The following is a 24,633-nucleotide window of genomic DNA, read 5'->3' as shown; positions in this document are numbered from 1 at the left end:
ATCCAGCCACCGTTAAGTGACTGGATTCTTTGGAGTATTTTGGTCGGGACGGAGTGATTCGAACACTCGACCCCTTGCACCCCATGCAAGTGCGCTACCGGGCTGCGCTACGCCCCGACATCATTCTCGATACCGCTGAGAACGTTGAAGAATTTAACCTAACCTTTTGAATAATGGAAGCTTTTTTTCAAAAATTTCCACTCGTCGCCAACCAGGTCACTTCTTCAGAACCACCAACACATCCTCCAACTCCGCAATCATCTGCCGAATCAGCTGCTTGTACTGGCTGGATTCATCCTTGACCTCATCACTGGAAAGCCGTAACCGCGCCCCGCCAATGGTAAAGCCCTGGTCATACAGCAAAGCGCGGATCTGGCGGATCATCAGCACGTCCTGGCGCTGATAATACCGCCGGTTGCCACGGCGCTTCACCGGGTTGAGCTGCGTGAACTCCTGCTCCCAGTAGCGCAGCACGTGCGGTTTTACCGCACAGAGCTCGCTGACTTCACCAATGGTGAAGTAGCGTTTGCCCGGGATGGGGGGCAGCTCGTCGTTATGGCTTGGTTCCAGCATAGGCCTCTACCCGGGCTTTCAGCTTCTGCCCTGGACGAAAGGTGACGACGCGGCGCGCGGTGATCGGGATCTCTTCCCCTGTTTTAGGGTTGCGGCCCGGCCGCTGGCGTTTGTCGCGAAGGTCGAAGTTGCCGAAACCGGACAACTTGACCTGCTCGTTGTCTTCAAGCGCGTGCCGAATTTCTTCGAAAAACAGCTCGACCAGCTCCTTGGCCTCACGCTTGTTAAGCCCCAGCTCCTCGTACAGCCTTTCGGCCATCTCAGCTTTCGTCAGAGCACCCATGCCGTTATTTCCTTAACGTGGTGTTCAACCTTTGTTCAAGCGAGGTGAGGATGGTTTGCAGGGTTTCATTCACCTCATCGTCGTTAAGAGTGCGCGATGGATGTTGCCAGGTCAAGCCGACCGCCAGGCTTTTTCTATCAGGATCAATGCCTTTACCCTGGTAGACGTCAAACAGCCTGAGGTCTGTGAGCCATTCGCCCGCATTGTCACGAATTACTTCAAGCACCGAGCTAGAAGCTACATCACGACCTGCGATCAAAGCCAGGTCACGACGGGTTTCCGGGAACTTGGACAGCTCGCTGAACTTTGGCAGGCGGCCTTCGACTACATCGCCGAGCACCAGCTCGAAGACGAACACCGGGCGGTCGAGGCCGAGGGTCTTGGCCAGCTCGGGGTGGATGGCGCCGAGGTAGCCGACTTCCTTGCCGTCGCGCTCGATGCGGGCGGTCTGGCCGGGGTGCAGGGCCGGGTGCTTGCCGGCGGCGAAGGTGAAGTCGCTCAGGGCACCGGAGTAACCCAGCAGGGCTTCCACGTCGGCTTTCACGTCGAAGAAGTCGATGCTGTCGCGGCCATTGGCCCAGCCTTCCGGCAGGCGGCTGCCGGTGACGACGCCGGCGATCATCGGTTGCTGCTTGAGGTCACCAAGCTGGCCGACGAAGCGCAGGCCGCTTTCGAACAGGCGCACGCGGTCTTGCTGGCGGTTGAGGTTGTGCTGCATGGCCTTGACCAGGCCCGGCCACAACGAGGCGCGCATGGCGGCCATGTCGTTGGAGATCGGGTTGGCCAGCAGCAGCGGCTCGACGCCTGGGGTGAACAACTCGAACAGTTTCGGATCGATGAAGCTGTAGGTGATGGCTTCCTGGTAGCCGCGGGCAACCAGCAGGCGGCGCAGATTCGGCAGCTCGCCACGGGTTTCCGGGCGGGCTTGCGGAGCCAGGCGGGCCTGCGGGTAACGGACCGGCAGGTTGTTGTAGCCATACAGGCGGGCCAGCTCTTCGATCAGGTCGACTTCCAGGCTGACGTCGAAGCGGTGGCTTGGGACGGTGACGGTCCATTCCCCTGCCCCATTGGCGCTGGTGTTCAGCTCCAGGGCGTTGAGCAGCTGCTCGACCTGGGCGGCTTGCATTTGCATGCCGAGCATCTGGGTGATGCGTTCGTCGCGCAGGGTGATCGGCGCGATGTTCGGCAGGTGCTGCTCGCTCACGGCTTCGACTACGGGGCCGGCTTCGCCGCCGACGATCTCCAGCACCAGGGCGGTGGCGCGCTCCATGGCTTCACGGGCCAGTTGCGAATCCACGCCTCGCTCGTAGCGGTGCGAGGCGTCGGTGTGCAGGCCGTAGGAACGGGCCTTGCCGGCGACGGAGATCGGCTCGAAGAAGGCGCTCTCGAGGAACAGGTCGCGGGTCTTCTCGGTGTTGACGCCGCTGTGCTCGCCACCCATCACGCCGGCAATGGCCAGGGCGCGGGTGTGGTCGGCGATCACCAGGGTGTCGGCGCGCAGGGCAACTTCCTGGCCGTCCAGCAGGACGAGTTTCTCGCCCTCCTCGGCCATGCGTACGCGGATGCCGCCGTTGATTTCGGCGAGGTCGAAGGCGTGCATCGGCTGGCCGAGTTCGAGCATCACGTAGTTGGTGATGTCGACGGCGGCGTCGATGCTGCGCACGTCGCTGCGGCGCAGGCGCTCGACCATCCACAGCGGGGTCGGCTTGCTCAGGTCGACGTTGCGGATCACGCGGCCCAGGTAGCGCGGGCAGGCGGCCGGGGCGCTGACTTCGACCGGGCGCACTTCGTCGTGGGCAGCCGGTACGGCTGGCACCACCGGGCGGGTGACCGGCACGTCGTACAGGGCGCTGACGTCACGGGCAAGGCCGGCGATGGACAGGCAGTCGCCGCGATTCGGGGTCAGGCCGATCTCAATGCTGGCGTCGTCCAGGTTCAGGTACTGACGGATGTCCTGGCCAACCGGGGCGTCGGCGGCCAGTTCCAGCAGGCCGTCGTTCTCGTCGCTGATCTGCAGTTCGGAAGCCGAGCAGAGCATGCCGAAGGATTCGACGCCGCGCAGCTTGGCCTTCTTGATCTTGAAGTCGCCCGGCAGTTCGGCGCCGATCATGGCGAACGGGATCTTGATGCCTGGGCGGGCATTCGGGGCGCCGCAGACCACCTGGAAGGTCTCTGCGCCGTTGCTTACCTGGCACACGCGCAGCTTGTCGGCGTCCGGGTGTTGTTCGGTGGTGAGGATCTCGCCCACCACGATGCCGCTGAACTGGCCGGCAGCAGGGGTCACGCTGTCGACTTCGAGGCCGGCCATGGACAGGCGGGCGACCAGTTCGTCACGGGAGACTTGCGGGTTTACCCAACCGCGCAGCCACTGTTCACTGAATTTCATGCTGTTCTCCTGAAAGTTGCGTCGATTGGGCCTAGCGGAATTGAGCCAAGAACCGCAGGTCGTTGTCGAAGAACAGACGCAAATCGTTGACGCCATAGCGCAGCATGGCCAGGCGCTCGGCGCCCATGCCGAAGGCGAAGCCCTGGAACTCTTCAGGGTCTATGCCGGACATGCGTAGCACGTTCGGGTGGACCATGCCGCAGCCCATCACTTCCAGCCAGCCGGTCTGCTTGCACACGCGGCAGCCCTTGCCGGAACACATCACGCACTGGATGTCGACTTCGGCGCTCGGCTCGGTGAAGGGGAAGAACGACGGGCGGAAGCGCACGGCCAGTTCTTTCTCGAAGAACACCCGCAGGAACTCTTCGATGGTGCCCTTGAGGTCGGCGAAGTTGATGCCGCGATCGACCAGCAGGCCTTCGACCTGGTGGAACATCGGCGAGTGGGTGATATCCGAGTCGCAACGGTACACACGGCCTGGGCAGACGATGCGGATCGGCGGCTGGGTGCTTTCCATGGTGCGCACCTGGACCGGCGAGGTGTGGGTGCGCAGCAGCATGTTGGCGTTGAAGTAGAAGGTGTCGTGCATCGCCCGGGCCGGGTGGTGGCCGGGGATGTTGAGCGCTTCGAAGTTGTGGTAGTCGTCTTCGACCTCAGGGCCTTCGGCGATGCCGTAGCCGATGTGGGTGAAGAACTGCTCGATGCGCTCGAGAGTACGGGTGATCGGGTGCAGCCCGCCGGTGGTCTGGCCACGGCCTGGCAGGGTCACGTCGATGCATTCGGCGGCCAGGCGAGCGTTGAGCTCGGCCTCTTCAAAGGCGGCCTTGCGTGCGTTGAGCACGTCGGTGACGCGTTCCTTGGCGTCGTTGATCAGCGCGCCGACCTTGGGGCGCTCTTCGGCTGGCAGGTTGCCCAGGGTCTTCATCACCTGGGTCAGCTCGCCTTTCTTGCCGAGATATTGGACCCGGATCTGTTCCAGGGTAGTGATGTCTTCAGCGCGTTCCACGGCCTCGAGGGCTTGGGCGACCAGCGCGTCCAGGTTTTCCATGTACAGACTCCAGATACGAAAATAGGGGAAGAGCTTTTGAAGGCTCTTCCCCTATCCGATGACGTTTTACACCCGACGGCGCAGGCGCCGCCGGATGATTGTCGTGGGTACTTAAGCCAGTACGGCTTTAGCCTTCTCGACAATCGCAGCAAACGCCGCTTTTTCGTTCACTGCCAGATCAGCCAGAACCTTACGGTCGATTTCGATCGACGCTTTTTTCAGGCCAGCAATCAGACGGCTGTACGACAGACCGTTGGTGCGGGCACCGGCGTTGATACGAGCGATCCACAGTGCGCGGAACTGACGCTTCTTCTGGCGACGGTCGCGGTAGGCGTATTGGCCTGCCTTGATGACCGCTTGCTTGGCAACGCGGAATACGCGCGAGCGTGCACCGTAGTAGCCTTTAGCCAGTTTCAGAATTTTTTTGTGACGCTTACGAGCGATAACGCCGCGCTTAACACGAGCCATGAGTAACTTCCTCTATCTTAACCAGAATTAACGAACGCGCAGCATGCGCTCGACTTTTGCCACGTCAGACGGGTGCAGCAAGCTGGCACCGCGCAGTTGACGCTTACGCTTGGTCGACATTTTGGTCAGGATGTGGCTCTTGAAAGCGTGCTTGTGCTTGAAGCCGGAAGCCGTCTTCAGGAAGCGCTTCGCAGCACCGCTCTTGGTTTTCATTTTTGGCATGTTGGAACTCCGCATTCGAATAAAAATTACACAATAATCATCAGGCCTGCCGTGCCCGGGAGATTACTTCTTCTTTTTGGGGGCGATGACCATCATAAGCTGGCGTCCTTCCATCTTCGGATGCTGCTCAACGGTGCCGTATTCCACGAGGTCAGCTTCGACCCGCTTCAACAGCTCCATGCCCAGCTCCTGGTGGGCCATCTCACGGCCGCGGAATCTCAGAGAGATCTTGGCCTTGTCCCCATCGCTAAGGAAACGTACCAGGTTGCGTAGTTTTACCTGGTAATCCCCTTCTTCCGTCCCTGGACGAAACTTGATTTCTTTGATCTGGATCTGCTTCTGGTTCTTCTTGGCTTCGTTGGCCTGCTTCTTCTTCTCGAAGAGGTGCTTGCCGTAGTCCATCACCTTGCAGACGGGCGGTACCGCGTCTGCAGAGATTTCCACCAGATCCAGCTTCGCTTCATCAGCGATACGCAGCGCTTCATCAATCGAGACGATGCCAATCTGCTCGCCGTCAGCACCAATTAACCGAACCTCGCGTGCCGAGATATTCTCGTTGATCGGGGCTTTCGGTGCAGTTCGTTTATCGTTTCTCATTTCACGCTTAATAGTCATTACTCCGATTCTTGGCGACCACGCCGGGAAACCGCTTGCGACAGCAGCTCAGCGAACTGCGCGACGGGCATCGAGCCCAGGTCTGCGCCTTCGCGGGTGCGCACAGCGACGGTTTGCGTTTCGACTTCGCGATCCCCTATAACCAAAAGATAAGGGACCCGCAGCAACGTATGCTCGCGGATTTTAAAGCCGATCTTCTCATTTCTCAAGTCCGACTTGGCACGGAATCCGCTACCGTTCAGGGCTTTTTCCACCTCGAGGGCGAAATCGGCCTGTTTGTCGGTGATGTTCATGATCACGGCTTGGGTCGGGGCGAGCCAGGCCGGGAACACGCCGGCGTAGTGCTCGATGAGCATGCCGATGAAGCGCTCGAACGAACCGAGGATGGCGCGGTGCAGCATCACCGGGCGCACGCGGCTGTTGTCTTCGGCGATGTAGCTGGCGTCCAGGCGCTCGGGCAGGTTCGGGTCGTACTGCAGGGTGCCACACTGCCAGTTACGGCCGAGGCAGTCGCGCAGGGTGAACTCGATCTTCGGCCCGTAGAAGGCGCCCTCGCCCGGCTGGTATTCCCACTCCAGACCCGACTCGTTCAGGGCGTCGGCCAGTGCGCCTTCGGCACGGTCCCACAGCTCTTCGGAGCCCACGCGCTTGGCCGGACGGGTCGACAGCTTCATGGCGACGTCGGTGAAACCGAAGTCCTTGTACACGTCCAGGGTCAGCTTGATGAAGTCGGCGGCTTCCTTCTTCACCTGTTCTTCGGTGCAGAAGATGTGCGCGTCGTCCTGCACGAAGCCACGCACGCGCATGATGCCGTGCAGCGCGCCGGACGGCTCGTTGCGGTGGCAGGCGCCGAACTCGGCCAGGCGCAGCGGCAGGTCGCGGTAGGACTTCAGGCCCTGGTTGAACACCTGCACGTGGCACGGGCAGTTCATCGGTTTTACCGCGTAGTCGCGGTTTTCCGACGAAGTGGTGAACATGTTCTCGGCGTAGTTGGACCAGTGGCCGGAACGCTCCCAGAGGATACGGTCGACAACCTGCGGGGTCTTGATTTCCTGGTAGCCGTTTTCACGCTGGACCTGGCGCATGTACTGCTCGAGCACCTGGTACACGGTCCAGCCGTTGGCGTGCCAGAACACCATGCCCGGGGCTTCTTCCTGCAGGTGGAACAGGTCGAGCTGCTTGCCGATCTTGCGGTGGTCGCGTTTTTCGGCTTCTTCGATGCGCTGGATATAGGCGGCCAGCTGCTTCTTGTCGGCCCAGGCAGTGCCGTACACGCGTTGCAGCTGCTCGTTCTTGGCATCGCCGCGCCAGTAGGCGCCGCTGAGCTTGGTCAGCTTGAACGCTTTCAGGAAGCGAGTGTTCGGCACGTGCGGGCCACGGCACATGTCGACATATTCTTCGTGGTAGTACAGGCCCATGGCCTGTTCATCCGGCATGTCCTCGACCAGGCGCAGCTTGTAGTCTTCGCCACGCTGGGTGAACACGTCGATGACTTCGGCGCGCGGGGTCATCTTCTTGACGACGTCGTAGTCCGTGTCGATCAGCTGCTGCATGCGCTTTTCGATGGCGGCGAGGTCGTCCGGGGTGAAGGGACGCTCGTAGGCGATGTCGTAATAGAAGCCTTCGTCGATCACCGGGCCGATCACCATGCGGGCGGTCGGGTACAGCTGCTTCACTGCGTGGCCGATCAGGTGGGCGCACGAGTGACGGATGATCTCCAGTCCCTCTTCATCTTTAGGGGTGATGATCTGCAGGGTGGCGTCGTGGTCGATCTTGTCGCAGGCATCGACGAGCTTGCCGTCGACCTTGCCGGCCAGGGTGGCCTTGGCCAGGCCTGCGCCGATCGAGGCGGCGACTTCGGCTACGGATACCGGCTGGTCGAACGTGCGTTGACTGCCATCGGGAAGAGTAATAACGGGCATGGCGCCTCCTCTCCTAGTGGTGACCCCTACCAAAGGTCACGTGGGTTGGGATGAGCCAGTACAAGATCCGCCCTGCCTTTCCCGCGGGAAAGCCTGCCTCACAGTGGCAGAGACCTTTCGGCCTGCCAGGGACGAACCAGAGTGACTGGAAGGTATAAAAAGAAATGCGCCCGCACAGGGCGTGGCGCAAGGGAGGCATGCTAGCACGGGGCTAGAGCGGCCGGCAGAAATATTTGGAATTTACGCCTTGGCGGTGAACTCTTGCGGAAAATTTCCTATCAGACTTTCTGAAGCAACCTACTCTTGATGAGACCATTAACCAAGGAGTGTCCGGTTATGCGACTTCAGTCCCTTCTGGCTGCCTGCGCCGCGAGCGCCCTGCTGCTGCCCCTGGCTGCCAACGCAGGCAATTTCCCCGCCGGCAAGGAAGCGTCCTATATGGCGCAGTGCCAACAAGTGGCGAGCGGTCAAGGCGTGGATGCGGCGACAGCCAAGAAGCACTGCGAGTGTGGTGCCCAAGCCATCAAGAAGAATTTCAACGACAAGGAGATCGAGGACCTCGACAGCCAGGACGGCGTAGACGCCAAGCTGATGCAGAAGGCCCAGCAGGTGGTCCAGGCCAGCTGCAAGCCGAAATAGGCCGGATTTTCCGGCGATCCGTCGCATCTTTTGCCCTGGATCAACATCCTGCGAAGGTAATAGGGGCTAGATGCGAAGAATTAGACTATAGTGTCGTCGGTGCCACTGAAGCTTAGGCGACACTGCACCCCGATAAAAAATCATGTTTCTGGAGATTCACCCCATGTCCAATCGCCAAACCGGCACCGTCAAGTGGTTCAACGATGAAAAAGGCTTCGGCTTCATCACTCCTCAAGGCGGCGGCGACGACCTGTTCGTACACTTCAAGGCCATCGAAACCGACGGTTTCAAAAGCCTGAAAGAAGGCCAAACTGTTTCCTTCGTAGCCGAAAAAGGCCAGAAGGGCATGCAGGCTGCGCAGGTTCGTCCGGAGTAATTTTCGGATAGCTGCAAAAAAACCCGCCCTCGTGGCGGGTTTTTTATTGGGCGCCTGCCAAGGCAGGCTGTACCCCTGGACCCGCAATACCCCTCCGCTCCCCCCCTCCAAGCCCTCCTCATGGCCGGCAAGCGCGACAGCGCGACCTGGGCAAACCGTGATGAATTGCACATATACGCTCCTACCCCCCGTTGGCACTCTGCATCGCAGCCCCGCCCTGGGTACCGACACTCGGTCCCGCGGCGTTTGTCCTGCCGACGAGCGATGGAGAGCGATACGTGGACATACTCGGTTGCGATGCCAACACCCTGTCAGAAGCGGTCAAGCGCGGCGCGATCCGTCCGACACAGGTGCTGGACGCCTATTTCCGTCAGGTCGACAAGGTCAACCCGCAGATCAACGCGCTGATCCAGAGCAACCGGGCAACGGCCTACGAACAGGCGGCATGGATCGAGCGCAACCTGCCCCGCCTGCAGCACAAGCGCCTGCTCGGCGTGCCCTTCAGCGTCAAGAACACCTGCCACGCCCTGGGCTACAGCCCGGACAAAGGCTGCGCCGGCCTCGCCGGCCAGCCCAGCGAGGCCGACGCCACCGTAGTGGCACGCCTGCGTGGCGAAGGCGCGCTGCTGCTGGGCCTGACCAACACCCCCGAGCTGAGCATCGGCTACGAGACCGACAACCTGCTCTACGGGCAAACCCGCAACCCCCATGACCTGAGCCGCAGCCCTGGCGGCAGCAGCGGTGGCGAAGCCGCGCTGATCGCCGCCGGCGGCTCGCTGCTGGGCATCGGCTCCGATGCCAGCGGCAGCCTGCGGGTGCCGGCACACAACAGCGGCATCTGCACCTTGCGCCTGACCCAGGGCCGCGTGCCCTTGACCGGGCATTTCCCGCTCGACTGCATGGGCATGTTCAGCCCGTTCATCAGCTTCGGGCCGATGGCCCGGAGCATCGCCGACCTGCGCCTGGCCGCGCCGCTGCTGGCCGGCCCCGATGGTCGCGACCCCCATGTGGCCCCGGTGCCCTGGCAGACCGCGCCGGTGCAAGCGCTGGCGAGCCTGCGGGTGGCCTGGTATGCCGACGACGGCATCGCCCCCGCCGAAGCGGACGTGCGCCAGGCCGTGGGCCGCGCCGCCGATGCCCTGCGCGGCGAAGTCGCGCGGCTCGACGAGCGGCGCCCCGAGGTGCTCGGGCAGATTCAGCAACTGCTGGCCGACAGCGTCCTGCTCGGCGGAGACGAGGGCCAGTGGCTCACCGACCTGATCCAGCAACTGAACCTGCGCGAGGTCTCGCCACTGCTGCGCGAGTACCACGCCCTGACCCGTCGCAGCCGCCTCACGGTCACCCAGCTGCGCGGTATCTGGATGCAGTTGGACCGCTGTCGCCAGGCAATGCTGCGGTTTCTCGACGACTACGACGTGATCATCTGCCCGGTGGCCGCGACGGTAGCCAAGGGCCACGGCCGCTCCTACGCCGAGGTCGGCGACTTCAGCTATTCGATCTGCTACAGCCTGGTCAACTGGCCGGTGGCGGTGGTGCCTGTGGGCCAGTCCCGCGACGGCCTGCCGATCGGCGTCCAGGTGATCGCCCGGCCCTGGCGCGAAGACCTCGCCCTGCAAGTGGCCGGCCACCTGGAGCAACTGGCGGGCTGGCGCCTGCCGGCCCTGGCCCGGGACGCCTGACCGCCCTTCCCCCTCCCCCACGAATCCGCAGGTATGCCATGGAAGCGCTCGACAACCGTTCACTGCACAGCCACGCCGGCCATCCCTTCACCCTGGTCGCCGCCACCCCCCTGCAAAGCCGCCTGCGGCGTGTGCTCGGTGTGCTCGCCGCGCCCTGGCTGCTGCCCCAGCGCTGGCGCAATTCGCGTGCGCTGCGCGACCGCACCCGCCCCTACCACTACATCGGTCAACTGGCGCGGCGCGCCGATGGCAGCTGGCGTCGCTACCTGCGCCTGCCGACCTTCGCCGGCGACTACCACGTGCTGATCGGCGTCGAGGAAATCCGCGGGCTGATGCAGCACCCGCGGATGGGCCAGGGCGAGCTGGTCGGCGATGGCCGGCAATTCCTGGTGATCGCCGACGCCCTGGGGCGCATGCGCCTGAGCAAGGAACGCCAGGACGCCAAGCAGAAACGCAACATCATCGCCCATCTGGTCAGCGGCCCGGAACGCTTCATCCAGACCATGCGCAGCCTCAGCGAACAACGGGTGCGGCGCTGGTGGCAAGGTGCCCCGACCCTGCTGGTGAACCCCGAGCTGAGCGAGTTCACCGCCGAGGTGTACCTGCGCTCGGTGATGGACCTGCAAGGCCCGGTGGAGGGCGTGGGGCAGATGCTCGAAGAGCAGGTCGACCTGCTCGGGCAGGCGTTCGCCTACCACAAGCCGGCGCACTTCAACCGCCGCTTCGATGAACTCAAGCGCCAGTTGGTGGCGCGCATCGGCAACGACCCGGGGTTGCTCAACAGCACCGACTACACGCACCGCCTCAGTGCCTACATCGACCAGCACTACCAGTCGCAGCAGGACGAGGCGTTTGCCACCGGCCTCAATGGCGCGGTGCTGGCCGGCTATGTCGCGCCGTTTCCGTCGTTCCTCGCCCTGGTCGACGAGCTGGGCCGCCATCGCCACTACCAACAGGCCCTGCGCGAGGAGCTGCGTACGCAAGGCCAGGACCACAGCGCCTACATCCGCCGCGACGACACGCTGCTGCATGCCTGTGTCCACGAAGTGTTGCGCCTGCATCCGGCGCAGCCGTTCCTGTTCCGCGCGGCCAGCCGCGACCTGCTGCTCAACGGCCGGTTCGTTCGCCAGGGCAGCGAGCTGGTGGCCGACATCTACCACGTGCTGCGCCTGCCCGAACTGTGGGGCGAGGATCCCGAGCGTTTCCGCCCCGAACGTTTCCAGGAGGCCCCCGAACGCTACCGCCAGCCGTTCCTGGCCTATTCCAGCGGGCCCAACAACTGCACCGGGCAGATGTTTTCGCGCTACTCGCTCAAGGTGCTGCTGGCCGAGCTGGTGCGGGCCGGCGACTGGGAGGCCAGTGACGAGCCCCTCGAACACCACTTCCACTTCGCCCTGGCCATGAACCGCCCGGTGCGGATCCGCCTGAAGGAGCAGCAACATGCTTGAGGCCCGCGCCAACCCCTACCAGCACCGGTTCTTCCTCGAATGGCAACTGGCCCCCGACAGCACCCTGTACAACACCCCGCTGGTCTACCGGATCGCCGGCGAGCTCGACCTGCCAGCGCTGCGCACGGCCCTGGGGCACTTCGTCAACCATTACTACAGCGCCTGTCTGGGGCGCTTCGAACTGCGCGGCGAGGCGCTCTGGCAACTGCCCGGGCAGCCGCTGGATGACGTGCTCGCGGTACGCGAAGTGGCCAACGACCAAGACCTGGACGCGGCCATCGACCAGGTGCTGGCCCATGCGTTCGACCTGCAGGCCGGCCCGCTGTTTCGCTTCGACCTGCTGCGCCAGGGCGGCCAGCAGCGTCTGGTGCTGAACTTCCACCACATCATCGCCGACGCCACCTCGGCCCTGCAGTTCGTCCAGGTACTGGCCGCCAGCTACCAGTGCCAGCGCGAGGGCCACCCACTGCCGCTGCCGGAGCCGCTGGCCAAGCCGCTGGCGGTCGGCGCCAGCGATGCCGCCGATGTCGGCCACTGGTGCGCGCGCCTGGCTGGCCGGGCGCTGAATGTCGAGCTGCCGCGCCAGCGCGACGCCCAGGGGGCCGCGCACGGGCTCGGTGCCTCGCACTATTTCGACCTCGACGATACGCTGGCCCGCAACGTGCGCCGTTATGCCCGCAGCCAGGGTGCCACGCCGTTCGTGGTGCTCGCCGCGGCGCTGGCCGAGGTGCTGCGCGGCTACAGCGGCGCCCGTTCGCTGGTGCTGAACTATCCGGTGGATGAACGCCCCGCCGGTACCCGCCGGGTGCTCGGCTGCCACATCAACAACTACCCGCTGCCGGTCGAGATCAACCCCGGCGACAGCCTGCAGTCGCTGGTCGCTGCGCTACGTGAAGAACGCAAGGCGGCGCGCGGGCACGCCCGCTTCACCCTCACCGAGGTGATGCGCCACCTGCGGGCGCAAGGCCTGAGCGTCGAGCGGCCGTTCAATGTCAGCCTGGTCGAGGCCTACTTCGGCGACGATCAGTTGGCCCTCGGCGCGGCAACCCTGACGCCCCACGGCCTGGGGCGGCGCCAGGTTGTCGGCGACCTGGTGGTCGCCTACCAGGTCGAGGCGCAACGTATCCGTCTGCGCCTGGACTACCCGCTCGAGCGTTTCAGCCCAGCCTTCATCGAGCGCCTGGGCGCCAGCCTGGCGCACCTGCTGGAGCATGCCTTGGCCGAGCCCGAGGCGCCACTTGACGCCCGCTGGCTGTTGCCACCGGCCATGGCCAAGCAGCTGCGGGGCTTCACCGGCGAGCCCGGCAGCCGCGCCCTCGGCCAGGACGGCGTGATGCGCCGCTTCCTCGACCAGGTACAGCGCCAGCCCGAGGCGCCGGCCCTGCAATACCGCCAGGCCACCCTCGGCTATCGCCAGCTGGCCAGCGCCGCCTCGGCACTGGCCGAACGCCTGGGCGAGTGCCCTGCTGCGGCGTGCATCGGTGTCCATCTGCGCCGCAAGGACCAGGCCGTGATCGCCATGCTCGCGGTGCTGGGCAAAGGTGCCGCCTACGTACCGATCGACCCGGACATGCCGCTGGAACGCCTACGCGACATTGTCGCCGACAGCGCCATGGACCTGCTGATCACCGACCAGGCGCTGCCCATCGACGTGCGCCAGCTGTGCCACTCGCCGCTGCCCGCCCGCGCCACGCCCCACCCGGTGACCCTGCAGGCGCCCACGGCTGGGCAACTGGCGTACCTGATCTATACCTCCGGCTCCACCGGCAAGCCCAAGGGCGTGCGCATCACCCACGGGGCCCTGGGCAACCTGGTCGCCGATTTCGTTGCCGACCTGGGCCTGAACACCCAGGACCGGGTCCTCGGCGCCACCGCGGTCGGCTTCGACATCTTCGGCCTGGAGCTCTTCGGCGCGCTGACCTGCGGCGCCTGCCTGCAACTGATCGACGAGCAACTGCGCGAACCAGCGACCCTGGCCTGCACCCTCGATGAACTGCGCCCCACGTTGCTGCAGGGCACGCCCTCGTTCTGGTCGCTGCTGGCCCTGGCCGGCTGGCGCCCGGCCGAGCCCGAACGGGTACGCCTGCTGTGCGGGGGCGAAGCGCTGTCGGCCAACCTGGCCAGCTACCTGCTGGGTTGCGCCTCCCAGGTGGTGCAGGTCTACGGCCCCACCGAGACCACCATCTGGTCGACCCGCCAGCACCTGAGCGACGCGGGCCAGCACGCGCTGATCGGCCGCCCGGTCGGCGCCACCCGCTGCTATGTGCTCGATGAGCAGGGGCAGGCGCTGCCCTGGGGCGCCAGTGGCGAACTGTACATCGGCGGCGCCGGCCTGGCCGAGGGTTACCACCGGCGCGCGGCGCTCAATGCCGAACGCTTCCCGCTGCTCGACCCGCTTGGCCTGGAAGGCCAGCCGGCGCGCCTGTACCGCACCGGCGACCGGGTGTGCTGGGACGACCACGGCCGGCTGGTCTACCACGGGCGCCTGGATTTCCAGGTCAAGGTGCGTGGCCACCGCATCGAACTGGGCGAGGTCGAGCACGCGCTGCACCAGCTGCCCGGCATCCGCCAGGCCGTGGTACTGGCCTGGGACAGCGACGGCCAGACCGAGCTGAGCGCCCATGTGGTGCCGCGCGACGCCGGCCAGGGCGACCCTGCCGCGTGGCGCGCGGCGTTGCTTGAGCGGTTGCCGGCCTACATGGTGCCGCAACGCTTCGAATGCCTGGCGCGTCTGCCGCGCTCGCTCAATGGCAAGGTCGATCGCCAGGCCCTGAAACGCCCACCCCGCAGCGACCTGGTGGCCCAGGTAGCGCCGCAGGGGCCGACCCAGCTGCGCCTGGCGGCCATCTGGCAGACGCTGCTCGAGCTGCCCCAGGTCGGCGCCGAACAGTCTTTCTTCGAGCTCGGCGGTCATTCGCTGCTGGCCGCGCAACTGCTGGTGAGCATCGACCAGCAGTTCGGCGTACGCCTGAGCCTGGCCGACCTGCTGCGCCAGCCCAGCGTGGCGGAACTGGCCGCCCACCTGGACGCCGCCGGCCAGCGCGCCGTGCCCGCCGAACCACGCAGTGTGGCCGCGCGCTTGCCGCTGTGCGCCGCGCAACGCCAGCTGTACTTCAGCGACCGCTATGACGAAGGCGGGCCGCAACGCTTCAACCTGGCGGTGGTGCAGCGCCTCGACGGGCCGCTGGATGTCGAAGCCCTGCAATGGGCCTGGCAGCAGGTCGCGGCGCGCCACCGGCAATTGCACATGCGCATCGAGGCCGACGTCGAGGGCCTGTGGCAGGTCTACGACCCCGTCGCCGAACCGGCCCTGACGCCAATCGAGGTGGCACCCGCGCAACTGCCCGAGTTGCTGCGCCGGGCCCTGCGCACGCCGCTGCCGCTCGACCGCGCGCCACTGTATCGCCTGCGCCTGCTGCGCCTGAATGCCCAGCAGCACGTGCTGTTGCTGCAACTGCCGCACCTGCTGGCCGACGGCTGGTCGTTCGAGCTGCTGCGCGAGCAACTGAGCCAGGCCTACAACGCCCGACGCCGCGGCCAGCCGCTGGCGGCCGTGGCCGTCAAGCAGCACTATGCCGATGCCCTCGCCGAGCAGCAGGCCTGGCTCGACGGCACCGATGGCCAACAGGCGGTAGCCTTCTGGCGTGAACTGCTGGCCGGCTACGAGGGCCTCGACCTGCCCCGCGACAGCGGCCTTGAGCAGGCTGGCGACGAGGATGGCGGTCACTGCCACTTCGACCTGCCGGCAACCTTGATCGAGCGCCTGGAACAGCATTGCACGGCACGCGGGACTTCACTGTTCTGCGCGCTGTACGCCGCCTATGCGGTATTGCTGGGCCGCTATTGCAACACCCGCGACCTGGTGATCAGCGTGCCATCGGCCAACCGCGGCGCCGGCAACGATCAGGTGCTCGGGTTATTCACCAGCACCCTGCCGCTGCGCCTGCACCTGGACGAACACGCCGGCTTCGGCCAACTGCTCGCCCAGGTCACCCAGCTCGCACGCCAGGCCCAGGCCTGCCAGGGCGTACCGCTGGAAGCGATGGGCGAGGTCGCCGGTGACGGTCGCGTGCACCCCTGGATGCAGGCGGTATTCACCCTGCAGAACGCCAACGAACAGCACACCTTGGCGCTGGACGACGTGCAGGCACGCTTCGTCGAAGTGCACGACGGCATCGCCCGCTATCCGCTGTTCCTGTCCTTGCGCCGCCACGATGGCGGGCTGCGCGCCACCCTGGAGTACGACCGAGGGCGCTTCGCCGCCGCACGCATGGCCCGCCTGGGCGAGCATTACCAGTACCTGCTGGAGCAACTGCTCGAGGCCGACGTGCCACTGCGCGACCTGCAGTTGCTGCGCGCCGAACAGCGCCAGGCCTTGCTGCAGCCGGTGCGAATGCTGGCCAGCACGCCAGGTATTTCGCTGGTCGAGGCGTTTGCCGAGGTCGCCGGGCGCATGCCTGGGCGGGTGGCGCTCGAGGACGGCCGCCGGCGCCTGAGCTACGCCGAGCTGGACCGCGCCAGCGACCACTTGGCCCGCCGCCTGCGCCGGCGCCATCGGCAACTGCACGGCCAGGCACTGGCGGCCGACACGCTGGTTGGCCTCTGCGCCGACCGCGGCATCGAGCTGCTGGTGGGCATGCTGGGCATCCTCAAGGCCGGCGCCGCGTATGTGCCGCTGGACCCCGACTACCCCCACGCGCGCCTGGCCGCGGTGTGCCAGGACAGCGCCCTGACCTTGCTGGTGGCACAAGGCGCCGCCCTGGAGCGCAGCGGGTTGCGGGACATGCCGGTGGTGCTGCTCGACGGCGCTGACGACGACGGCGATGCGCACGACGAGCAGCCGCTCCCGCGCATCGCGCCGACGCAACTGGCCTACGTGATCCATACCTCCGGCTCCACCGGCACGCCCAAGGGCGCGATGCTCAGCCATCACAACGTGATGCGTCTGTTCACCACCAGCCGCGCGCTGTTCGATTTCGACGAGCACGACAGCTGGTGCCTGTTCCATTCCTACGCCTTCGACTTCTCGGTCTGGGAGATCTGGGGCGCGCTGCTGCACGGCGCGCGCCTGGTGATCGTGCCACAGCCCACCAGCCGGGACCCCGAGGCACTGCGCGCGTTGCTGCTGGAGCATGGCGTGACGGTGCTCAACCAGACCCCCAGCGCGTTCGTGCGGTTGCTCGCCGAAGACCTGCGCCACCCCGGCCACCTGCCCCTGCGCCAGGTGATCTTCGGCGGCGAGGCCCTGCAGGCCGGGGCACTGGCGCCGTGGTTCGGCAAGTACGGCGAGCGTGTGCGCCTGAGCAACATGTATGGCATCACCGAGACCACCGTGCACGTCACCCATACCGTGGTGCGCGACGACGACCTCGGCGGCAACCGCATCGGCCGGCCGCTGCCCGACCTCGCCGTGCTGGTACTCGACGCCCACGGCCAGCTGTGCCCAGCAGGCGTCACCGGCGAGCTGCACGTTGCCGGCGCCGGGTTGGCGCGGGGCTACCTCAATCAGCCGGCGCTGACCGCCCACGCCTTTGTCGAACGACATGGCCTGCGCCTGTACCGCAGCGGCGACCTCGGCCGCTGGCTGGAGGATGGCACGCTGGAGTACCAGGGGCGCAACGACCATCAGGTGAAGGTGCGCGGCTTCCGTATCGAACTGGGTGATATCCAGGCCGCGCTGCTGCGCCTGGCGCAAATCGACGACGCGGTGGTGCGCCACGACGCCAGCCGCGGCGTGCTGCAGGCCTGGTTCAGCGCCAGCCGGCCAGTGCCCCTGGCCAGCGTCCAGGCGCACCTGCGCGACCACCTGCCGGCTCACATGCAGCCCCAGCAGTTGCGCCAGGTCGAACGCCTGCCGCTGACCGCCAACGGCAAGGTCGACATCGCCGCCTTGCGTGCCTTGGCGCCGCTGGCGGCGGAGCGCGCCGAAGCGGGTCGGGCGCCGGCCGGTGAGCGCGAAACGCTGCTCGCCGATATCTGGCGCAAGGTGCTGGAACTGCCGCAAGTCGCCGCCGACGACGACTTCTTCGCCTGCGGCGGCGACTCGTTGCGCATCCTCGATGTCCAGCGCCTGGTGCGCGCCGCCGGTTTTACCTTCAGCCCGCGCCAGTTGTATCGCCACCCTACCCTGGCGGCCCTCGCCGTTGAACTGGCGCCCTGGCAGGCATGCGCCAGCGCCGCCTGCGCGCCATTCGCCCTGCTCGACCCTGAACGCGCGGCGCTCGCGCGCCAGGCCGGCGACCAGGACGGGTACCCACTGACCGCGTTGCAGGAGGGCATGCTGTTCCATTCCCAGCTCGAACAGGCGGCCACCTACCTGGATATCATGTCCTGTCGCGTTCGCGGCCCGTTCGACGAAGCGGCGCTGCGCGAGGAGCTGCAGGCGCTGATGTGCGACCACGCGGTGCTGCGCACGTTGTTCGCCGCCAGCGCCCAGGGCCACTGGCAGCGCGTGCGCGCGGCGCTGCCGCTGCCGCTGCAAGTGGAAGACCTGCGCGCGCTAGAGCCGGCAGCCCAGGAACGCTGGCTGGAAGCTTTCCACCGGGACGAGCTGCAACGTCCGCTAAACGGTGATCAGGCACCGTTGTGGCGGGCGACCGCGCATGTCCTGCACGGTGGCTGGTACCTGACGCTGACCTGCCACCACGCCATCCTCGACGGTTGGAGCGTGGCGCGCCTGTTCACCACCGTGTTGGAGAACCTCGACCGTCGCCTGCAGGGCGAAGGGACGCAGGCATCGGCCGCGGCGCTGGACTTCAGCGCCTATGTGGCTCGCGAGCGCCACTGGCGTGCCCAGGCTGAGCTGGGGGCGTTCTGGCAAACCACCTGCGACAGCCTGGAGCCTACCCTGCTGGCCGAAGCCCCGCGCCACGCGGAGGGTCACCTGCGGCGTCTCGAGGTGCCGCTGGACGGCGCCCTGGACGCCGCCCTGCGCGATACTGCCCGCGGCCTGGGGGTGAGCCTCGACCTGGTGCTGCTGGCCGCTCACCTGCAGGCCCTGAGCCGCTTCACCGGGCGGCGCCAGGTCGCTTGCGGCATGCCCTCCCATGGGCGGCTGGTGGAGGACGAGGGGCAGCGCATGCTTGGCCTGTTCCTCAACACCACCCCCTGCGTGGTCACCCTCAGCGCCGACGAGCCGCCGCGCCAGCTGGTGCAACGCCTGCGCGACTACCGCGCCGGGCTCGGCGACGCCGCCCAGTACCCGCTGCGGGAAATCCTCCGCGAGCGCGGTGGCGGCGCGCTGTTCGACAGCCTGTTCAACTTCGTCCACTTCCATGTCTTCGACCGCCTGCAGCACCTGCGCCACTTGCAGGTCAGCCCTGGGCACTGCCACGAGCAGACCAACTTCACCCTGGTCAACCAGACTGGCATCGACCCCCACAGCGGCGCGCTGCGCATCGAGCTGGTGCACCGTTGCGAACAGTGGTGCGACGCTTCGGCGCAACGTTTCGCCCTGTACCTGCGCCAGGCGCTATGCGACCTCGCCGAAGTAGCCCCGGACCGCGCCCTGCGCACGGCGTTGCAGGCCCTGTACCCACCCGTGGCCTGGCAAGGCCGGGCCGACCAGGCCGCAGCTGGCGGCATGCTGCTGCGCTTTGCTGAGATCGTTGCCCGCCATGGCCAGCGCCTGGCCTTGCGCGGCACCGACCAAGCGCTCAGCTACGCCGAACTCGATCGCTGGTCGGACAACCTCGCCCTGGCGCTGCAGGCAAGCCACGGCGCGAGCCTGGCCGGGCAGCACGTCGGCGTGTTCACCGGCCCCGGCATGGCGACCATCGCCACCCTGCTGGCGGTGCTCAAGGCCGGTGCAAGCTACTTGCCGCTGGACCCTGGATACCCCACCGCACGCTTGCGCCAGTTGCTCGATGACGCCCGTCCGGCGCTGCTGGCTGGCGCGGTGATGGCGCTGGAGCGCCATGCCGAGCTCAACCTGCCGGCGCGGGTCATCGACGACGCGCCACTGCTGCAAATGCCAGCCCGAGCGTTGCCGCCAGCAGACGCCAATGCCCTTGCCTACGTGATGTACACCTCGGGCTCCAGCGGCCAGCCGAAAGGCGTGATGGTCGAGCAGGCCGGCATCCTGCGCCTGGTGGTGGAGGCCGACTATGTGCGCATCGGCCCCGGCGACGTGCTCGGCCAGCTGGCCACCCTGAGCTTCGACGCGGCCACCTTCGAGCTCTGGGGGGCGTTGCTCAACGGCGCCACCCTGGCGCTGGCGCCGGCGGGTTGCGCCCTCGACAGCCCGGCGCTGGCCCGCTACCTGCGTGAACAGGCGGTGAGCGTGCTGTTCATCACCACCCGCCTGTTCGATCGCCATGTCGCCGCCGGCCACGCCGCGATGTTCCGCGGCCTGCGCTACCTGATGATCGGCGGCGAAGTGATGGACCCAGTGACCGTCGACCAGCTGCTGGCCTGCGCCGAAGGCTGCCCGCAACAGGTGTACAACGTCTACGGTCCGACCGAGAACACCACCTTCAGCACCTTCCAGCCCTTGGACCGCGAGTACCTGGCACGCGAGGGCAGCGACATCGCCATCGGCCGACCGATCCGCGGCACCAGCGCCCATGTCCTGGACGAACGCGGCCTGCCCGCCGCCATCGGCCAGGTCGGCGAGCTGTACCTCGGCGGCCCGGGCCTGGCACGTGGCTACCTGAACGACCCGACACGCAGCGCGGCCGCCTTCGTTACCCTCGATCCGGGCGACGGCCTGGGACGGCGCCGGCTCTACCGCACCGGCGACGCGGTACGCTGGCAAACCGACGGCAGCCTCGGCTACCGCGGCCGCATCGATCGCACGGTCAAGATCAATGGTTATCGGGTCAACCTTGGCGAGCTGGAAAACACCGCCCGGCAGTGCGCGGGGGTCGACCAGTGCATCGCCGTTGGGGGCCAGGGCCTGCTGCTGTATTTCAGCGGCACCACCGACGCCCAGGCGCTGCGCCAGGCCCTGGCCAGCCAGTTGCCGGGGTACATGCTGCCGGCGCGGTTGATCGCGGTCGACACTTTCGAACTCAACCGCAACGGCAAGATCGACAGCACCCGTCTGCCGGCGCCGGACACCCTCAGCGCGCCGCCACGCAGTTTCAGCGACCCCAGCGAGCAGCGCCTGCACCAGATCTGGAGCGCGCTGCTCGGCCATGGCGAGATCGACGCCGAGGATAACTTCTTCGAGCGCGGCGGCGACTCGTTGCTGGCCATGCAACTGCAGCAGCACATCAGCCTGGCCTTCGCCCGCGAGCTGACGGTGGTGGAGGTGTTCCGCCACCCCACCCTGCGCAGCATGGCGCGTTTTCTCGACGGCGCCGCCAGCCAGGCGCAGCCCGACAACGACGAACAGCGCCGCGCCGCGGCCTTCAGCGCACGCCGTGCGCGCCTGACCACCTGAACAAGGAATGCAGCGATGAACCCGTCCATGGATAATGCCGTCGCCATCATCGGCATGGCTTGCCGCCTCCCCTTCGCCGACAACCCCGAACAGTTCTGGCAGGCCCTGGCCCAGGGCCAGGAAGCCATCGAGTCGTACAGCGACGAGCAGTTGCGCGAACGCGGCGTGCCCGCCGAGCGCCTGGCCGACCCGCACTTCGTCAGGGCCGGCGTGCCGCTGCCGGGCCGCCAGTTGTTCGACGCCGGTTTCTTCGGTTTCTCGCCGCGCGACGCCAGCTTGATGGACCCCCAGCAGCGCCTGTTGCTGGAAACCGCCTGGCACGCCTTCGAGCGCGCCGGCCTGGCCCCCGAGCGCAACGGCCGCGAGACCGGCGTGTTCGTCGGCGCCGACGCCAGCAGCTACTTCGTCAACAACCTGCTGCCCAACGCCCAGGCCATGGCCGGCACCGACCCGGTGCAACTGCTCTACGCCAATAGCGGCAACGCCACGCAGATCGCCTACAAGCTCAACCTGCGCGGCCCGGCGCTGGACATCGCCACCGCCTGCTCCACCTCGCTGGTGGCCATCCACCAGGCCTGCCGCAGCCTGCTGCTGCACGAATGCGACATGGCCCTGGCCGGTGGCGCCTCGGTGCAGGCCGCCGAGCAGCAGGGCTACCTGCATCGCCCTGACAGCATCCTGTCGCCGGACGGCCACTGCCGCCCCTTTGACCAACAGGCACGCGGCACGGTGGCCGGCCAGGGCGTCGCCCTGGTGCTGCTCAAGCGCTACGAGGACGCGGTGCGCGACAACGACCGCATCGAGGCGGTCATCCGCGGCTCGGCGATCAACAACGATGGGGCACGCAAGGTCGGCTATACCGCCCCGAGCATCGACGGGCAGGTCGCAGTGCTGCGCCGGGCGCTGGCCATGGCCGGCCTGCAGGCGCCAGAGGTCGGCTACATCGAGTGCCACGGCACCGGCACCGCGCTCGGCGACCCGATCGAGCTGACCGCCCTCGACGAGGTGTACGGTGGCCAGCCGCGCGCTACGGACGCGCCCTGCTACCTGGGTTCGCTCAAGAGCAACCTCGGCCACCTCAACGCCGCCGCCGGCGCCGCCGGGCTGATCAAGGCCGTGCTGTGCCTGCAGCAACGGCAGATTCCCGCCTCGCTGCACTTCACCCGGCTCACCGACAAGGCCAGCCTCCACGGCCTGCAGGTCAATGCCCGGTTGCGCCCGTGGCCGGCGGCCGATCGCATCGCGCGGGCGGCGGTCAGCTCGTTCGGCATCGGCGGCACCAACGCCCACGTGCTGCTGGAGGCGGCGCCGCCACGCCCCGCCAGCCAGGCCGACGCGGGCCCGCGGCTGCTGACCCTGTCGGCCAAATCGGCCGACGCCGTGGCGCGCAAACAGGCGCAGCTGGCCGACTGGCTGGAACGTAACCCCGAAGCCGCGCTGGCGGATGTCTGCCACACCGCCAACCGACGCAGCCAGCAGGTACATCGCCTGGCGCTGCTGGCGCGCAGCGGCGCCGAACTGCTCGCACGCCTGCGCGAAGGCACGCCTGCGCGCCTGGCCGCGCCGCCGCCAACCGACCTGGTACTGGTGCTGCGCGACGGCCCAGGCTTGGTCGAAGGTGTCGCGGCGCTGGCCGCGCACTGCCGCCCGGTGGCCTGCGCCCTCGCCGCCAGCGCCGACGCCTTCGGGCCCGACGCCGGCCTGGCGCAGCGTGGCTTCGCCGCCCTGCACGCCCTGGCCGGGCTGTGGCACGCGTGGGGCCTGCGCCCGCACCTGGTGCTGTGCGACGCCCTTGGCGAACTGGCCATGGCCTGCCAGGCCGGGCGCCTGACCCTGGGCGACGCGGCGCGCCTGCTCGCCGGCCAGGCCAGCGAGGTGAGCGCGCCACGCGCCGCTGGCGGCGAGCAGACCGGCACCTGGCTGTCGAGCCTGGACGGCAAGCCGGTGAGCCCCGTGCGCCCGCTCGATGCCGACTACTGGCGCCAACCGCGCGATAGCGCGCAGTTCAGCGCCAGCCTGGCGCGCCTGGCCAAGGCGCCCGGGCACTGCCTGGTGGACGCCGCGGCACTGCCCTGGCCGCAAGCCTGCGCCGCCTGCCTGGACAGCGCCCAGGCAACCCTGCACGAGCAACTGCTCGACCTGGCCGGGCAGCTCTGGGCCCGCGGCGTCGCCCTCGATCTCGACGCCATGCACGATGGCCAGGGCCAGCGCATGGTGCTGCCGGGCTACCCGTTCGAGCGCAGCCGGCACTGGGTCGACGCGCCGCGCGAGGCCCTGGCCGCACCAGCGTCGGCCAGCCCCGCCGGCGACGCTGCGGCGTTGCCTGAAGTGCTACCGCGCAACGAACTGGAACGGGAGATCGCCGGTTTCTGGTCGGAGCTGCTGGGCATCGAGCAGATCGGCGTGACCGAGGATTTCTTCGATCTCGGCGGCCATTCGCTGCTGGCGACCCAGCTCAATGCGCGCATCCACCAGCGTTTCGGCGTCGAGCTGAGCCTTGAGGACCTGTTCGACCACCCCACCGTGGAGGCCACCGTGAACCTGCTGCTGCGCAGCGAGGCCGCGGTGCCCGACACCTCCTACTGACCCTCGCAAGGACGCTTACATGGTGATTTCTTCTCCCGCCGACCTGGTGTTCGACGATGTGTTCCTGGAGCTGCGCGAAGTGCTGCCCCACACCCCGGTATTCGTCAAGCTCGAGGGTTTCTCGCTCAGCGGCTCGATCAAGGTCAAGCCGGCCCTGCGCATGGTCGAGCGGCTCGAGCTCGAAGGCCGCCTGGGGCCTGGCAAGGCCCTGGTGGAAAGCTCCTCGGGCAATCTCGGCCTGGCCCTGGCGATGGTCTGCGCCAGCAAGGGCTATCCGTTCATCTGCGTCAGCGACCCGAACATCTCGCCGCAGACCGCCAAGCTGATCCGCGCCTATGGCGCACGCCTGGTGATCGTCGAGCAGCGCGACCGCAACGGCGGCTTCCTCGGCAGCCGCATCGGCCTGATCGAACGCATGCTCGGCGAAGACCCGAACCTGGTCTGGACCAACCAGTACGGCAACATCAACAACGTCGAGGCGCACATGCTCAGTACCGGGCCGGCGATCCTGCGCCAGTTTCCGCAACCTGACCTGGTATTCGTCGGTGCCGGCACCACCGGCACCCTGGCCGGGGTTTCGCGCTACCTGCGCGAGCACTCGCCGCACACCCAGGTGGTCGCGGTGGACAGTGTCGGCTCGGTGACCTTCGGCCAACCGTCCGGCCCCCGTCACATCCCCGGCCTGGGCACCAGTCAGGCGCCGAAAATCCGCCATCACTGCCGCCATCACCAACTGCTGATGGTGCCCGAGGAAGAAGCCGTGACCCTGTGCCACGACCTGGCCCGGCGCGGCATCCTGCTCGGTGGCTCCTCCGGCACGGTGCTGGCCGGCGTACGCCGGCACGCCCGGCACATTGCCCCCGGCGCCTGCGTGGTGGCGATCGCCCCCGACCTCGGCGACCGCTACGTCGACACCCTCTACAACCCCGAGTGGGTGTACCGCCACTTTCCCCATCTGCACACCGGCCAGCCCGTCGCGGCCGCCGAATCATGCGCCTGAGCC

15 protein-coding genes and 1 tRNA gene are annotated in these 24,633 nt (G+C 67.0%); 7 read left to right on the top strand and 9 right to left on the bottom strand.

Annotation, left to right across the window (positions count from 1 at the left end; translation table 11 throughout):
• Positions 1–40: 40 nt before the first annotated feature.
• The 9 genes from ACZ9C1_RS03195 to thrS form a co-directional block, all read right to left on the bottom strand.
• Positions 41–117, bottom strand: a tRNA-Pro gene (locus tag ACZ9C1_RS03195).
• Positions 118–216: 99 nt separating this feature from the next.
• On the bottom strand, positions 217–573 hold the full coding sequence (locus ACZ9C1_RS03190) for a MerR family transcriptional regulator (RefSeq protein ID WP_023629031.1): 357 nt from the start codon (positions 571–573) through the stop codon (positions 217–219).
• Positions 554–856 carry an integration host factor subunit alpha gene (gene ihfA, locus ACZ9C1_RS03185; RefSeq protein WP_009394049.1) on the bottom strand — a complete coding sequence of 101 codons (303 nt, stop codon included), beginning with the start codon at positions 854–856 and terminating at the stop codon, positions 554–556. Before ihfA ends, ACZ9C1_RS03190 begins: the two co-directional genes overlap by 20 nt.
• Before the next feature lie 4 nt (positions 857–860).
• Positions 861–3,242: a phenylalanine--tRNA ligase subunit beta gene (pheT, locus tag ACZ9C1_RS03180; protein ID WP_111533098.1), complete on the bottom strand. Its 2,382-nt coding sequence runs from the start codon at positions 3,240–3,242 to the stop codon at positions 861–863.
• A 31-nt stretch (positions 3,243–3,273) separates the two neighbouring features.
• On the bottom strand, positions 3,274–4,290 hold the full coding sequence (gene pheS, locus ACZ9C1_RS03175) for a phenylalanine--tRNA ligase subunit alpha (RefSeq protein WP_139671551.1): 1,017 nt from the start codon (positions 4,288–4,290) through the stop codon (positions 3,274–3,276).
• 111 nt (positions 4,291–4,401) lie between these two features.
• A complete protein-coding gene (gene rplT, locus ACZ9C1_RS03170; protein ID WP_003250671.1) occupies positions 4,402–4,758 on the bottom strand; it encodes a 50S ribosomal protein L20 in 357 nt (118 codons plus the stop codon).
• A gap of 27 nt (positions 4,759–4,785) precedes the next feature.
• Complete coding sequence (gene rpmI, locus ACZ9C1_RS03165; RefSeq protein ID WP_003250667.1) at positions 4,786–4,980, bottom strand: 50S ribosomal protein L35; 195 nt, start codon at positions 4,978–4,980, stop codon at positions 4,786–4,788.
• Positions 4,981–5,043: 63 nt separating this feature from the next.
• Positions 5,044–5,595, bottom strand: a complete 552-nt coding sequence (infC, locus tag ACZ9C1_RS03160; protein ID WP_172670897.1) for a translation initiation factor IF-3 — start codon at positions 5,593–5,595, stop codon at positions 5,044–5,046.
• Positions 5,595–7,517 carry a threonine--tRNA ligase gene (gene thrS / locus ACZ9C1_RS03155; protein WP_046856069.1) on the bottom strand — a complete coding sequence of 641 codons (1,923 nt, stop codon included), beginning with the start codon at positions 7,515–7,517 and terminating at the stop codon, positions 5,595–5,597. Before thrS ends, infC begins: the two co-directional genes overlap by 1 nt.
• Before the next feature lie 336 nt (positions 7,518–7,853).
• On the opposite strand from thrS, the gene ACZ9C1_RS03150 reads away from it, so the two are divergent.
• The 7 genes from ACZ9C1_RS03150 to sbnA all read left to right on the top strand — a co-directional run bounded on the left by ACZ9C1_RS03150 (position 7,854) and on the right by sbnA (position 24,630).
• A complete protein-coding gene (locus ACZ9C1_RS03150) occupies positions 7,854–8,156 on the top strand; it encodes a hypothetical protein (protein ID WP_046856070.1) in 303 nt (100 codons plus the stop codon).
• 163 nt (positions 8,157–8,319) lie between these two features.
• The gene (locus ACZ9C1_RS03145) at positions 8,320–8,532 is read left to right on the top strand and encodes a cold-shock protein (RefSeq protein WP_007956027.1); all 213 of its coding nucleotides are present in this window, start codon (positions 8,320–8,322) and stop codon (positions 8,530–8,532) included.
• Between the two features lie 278 nt (positions 8,533–8,810).
• Complete coding sequence (locus tag ACZ9C1_RS03140) at positions 8,811–10,211, top strand: amidase (RefSeq protein WP_476253569.1); 1,401 nt, start codon at positions 8,811–8,813, stop codon at positions 10,209–10,211.
• Between the two features lie 38 nt (positions 10,212–10,249).
• Positions 10,250–11,659 (top strand): cytochrome P450, encoded by a 1,410-nt coding sequence (locus ACZ9C1_RS03135; protein ID WP_476253568.1) that lies wholly within the window; start codon positions 10,250–10,252, stop codon positions 11,657–11,659.
• Positions 11,652–21,044, top strand: coding sequence for a non-ribosomal peptide synthetase (locus ACZ9C1_RS03130; protein ID WP_476253567.1), 9,393 nt, complete (start codon positions 11,652–11,654; stop codon positions 21,042–21,044). Before ACZ9C1_RS03135 ends, ACZ9C1_RS03130 begins: the two co-directional genes overlap by 8 nt.
• 15 nt (positions 21,045–21,059) lie before the next feature.
• The gene (locus ACZ9C1_RS03125; RefSeq protein ID WP_476253566.1) at positions 21,060–23,630 is read left to right on the top strand and encodes a type I polyketide synthase; all 2,571 of its coding nucleotides are present in this window, start codon (positions 21,060–21,062) and stop codon (positions 23,628–23,630) included.
• Between the two features lie 19 nt (positions 23,631–23,649).
• Positions 23,650–24,630 carry a 2,3-diaminopropionate biosynthesis protein SbnA gene (gene sbnA, locus ACZ9C1_RS03120; protein WP_277503462.1) on the top strand — a complete coding sequence of 327 codons (981 nt, stop codon included), beginning with the start codon at positions 23,650–23,652 and terminating at the stop codon, positions 24,628–24,630.
• Positions 24,631–24,633: the final 3 nt, after the last annotated feature.

The organism is Pseudomonas sp. TE21435 (assembly GCF_056279265.1).
Note: the sequence above shows the minus strand (reverse complement) of the source record. Positions and strands in the feature narration are given on the sequence as shown.

What these genes read in the sequence shown, in the direction of transcription:
- ACZ9C1_RS03150 (WP_046856070.1), top strand. Translation starts at nt 7,854, where the DNA reads ATGCGACTTCAGTCCCTTCTGGCTGCCTGCGCCGCGAGCGCCCTGCTG.
- sbnA (WP_277503462.1), top strand. Translation starts at nt 23,650, where the DNA reads ATGGTGATTTCTTCTCCCGCCGACCTGGTGTTCGACGATGTGTTCCTG.
- rpmI (WP_003250667.1), bottom strand. Translation starts at nt 4,980, where the DNA reads ATGCCAAAAATGAAAACCAAGAGCGGTGCTGCGAAGCGCTTCCTGAAG.
- ihfA (WP_009394049.1), bottom strand. Translation starts at nt 856, where the DNA reads ATGGGTGCTCTGACGAAAGCTGAGATGGCCGAAAGGCTGTACGAGGAG.
- ACZ9C1_RS03135 (WP_476253568.1), top strand. Translation starts at nt 10,250, where the DNA reads ATGGAAGCGCTCGACAACCGTTCACTGCACAGCCACGCCGGCCATCCC.
- thrS (WP_046856069.1), bottom strand. Translation starts at nt 7,517, where the DNA reads ATGCCCGTTATTACTCTTCCCGATGGCAGTCAACGCACGTTCGACCAG.
- pheS (WP_139671551.1), bottom strand. Translation starts at nt 4,290, where the DNA reads ATGGAAAACCTGGACGCGCTGGTCGCCCAAGCCCTCGAGGCCGTGGAA.
- ACZ9C1_RS03125 (WP_476253566.1), top strand. Translation starts at nt 21,060, where the DNA reads ATGAACCCGTCCATGGATAATGCCGTCGCCATCATCGGCATGGCTTGC.
- infC (WP_172670897.1), bottom strand. Translation starts at nt 5,595, where the DNA reads ATGACTATTAAGCGTGAAATGAGAAACGATAAACGAACTGCACCGAAA.
- rplT (WP_003250671.1), bottom strand. Translation starts at nt 4,758, where the DNA reads ATGGCTCGTGTTAAGCGCGGCGTTATCGCTCGTAAGCGTCACAAAAAA.
- ACZ9C1_RS03190 (WP_023629031.1), bottom strand. Translation starts at nt 573, where the DNA reads ATGCTGGAACCAAGCCATAACGACGAGCTGCCCCCCATCCCGGGCAAA.
- pheT (WP_111533098.1), bottom strand. Translation starts at nt 3,242, where the DNA reads ATGAAATTCAGTGAACAGTGGCTGCGCGGTTGGGTAAACCCGCAAGTC.
- ACZ9C1_RS03130 (WP_476253567.1), top strand. Translation starts at nt 11,652, where the DNA reads ATGCTTGAGGCCCGCGCCAACCCCTACCAGCACCGGTTCTTCCTCGAA.
- ACZ9C1_RS03145 (WP_007956027.1), top strand. Translation starts at nt 8,320, where the DNA reads ATGTCCAATCGCCAAACCGGCACCGTCAAGTGGTTCAACGATGAAAAA.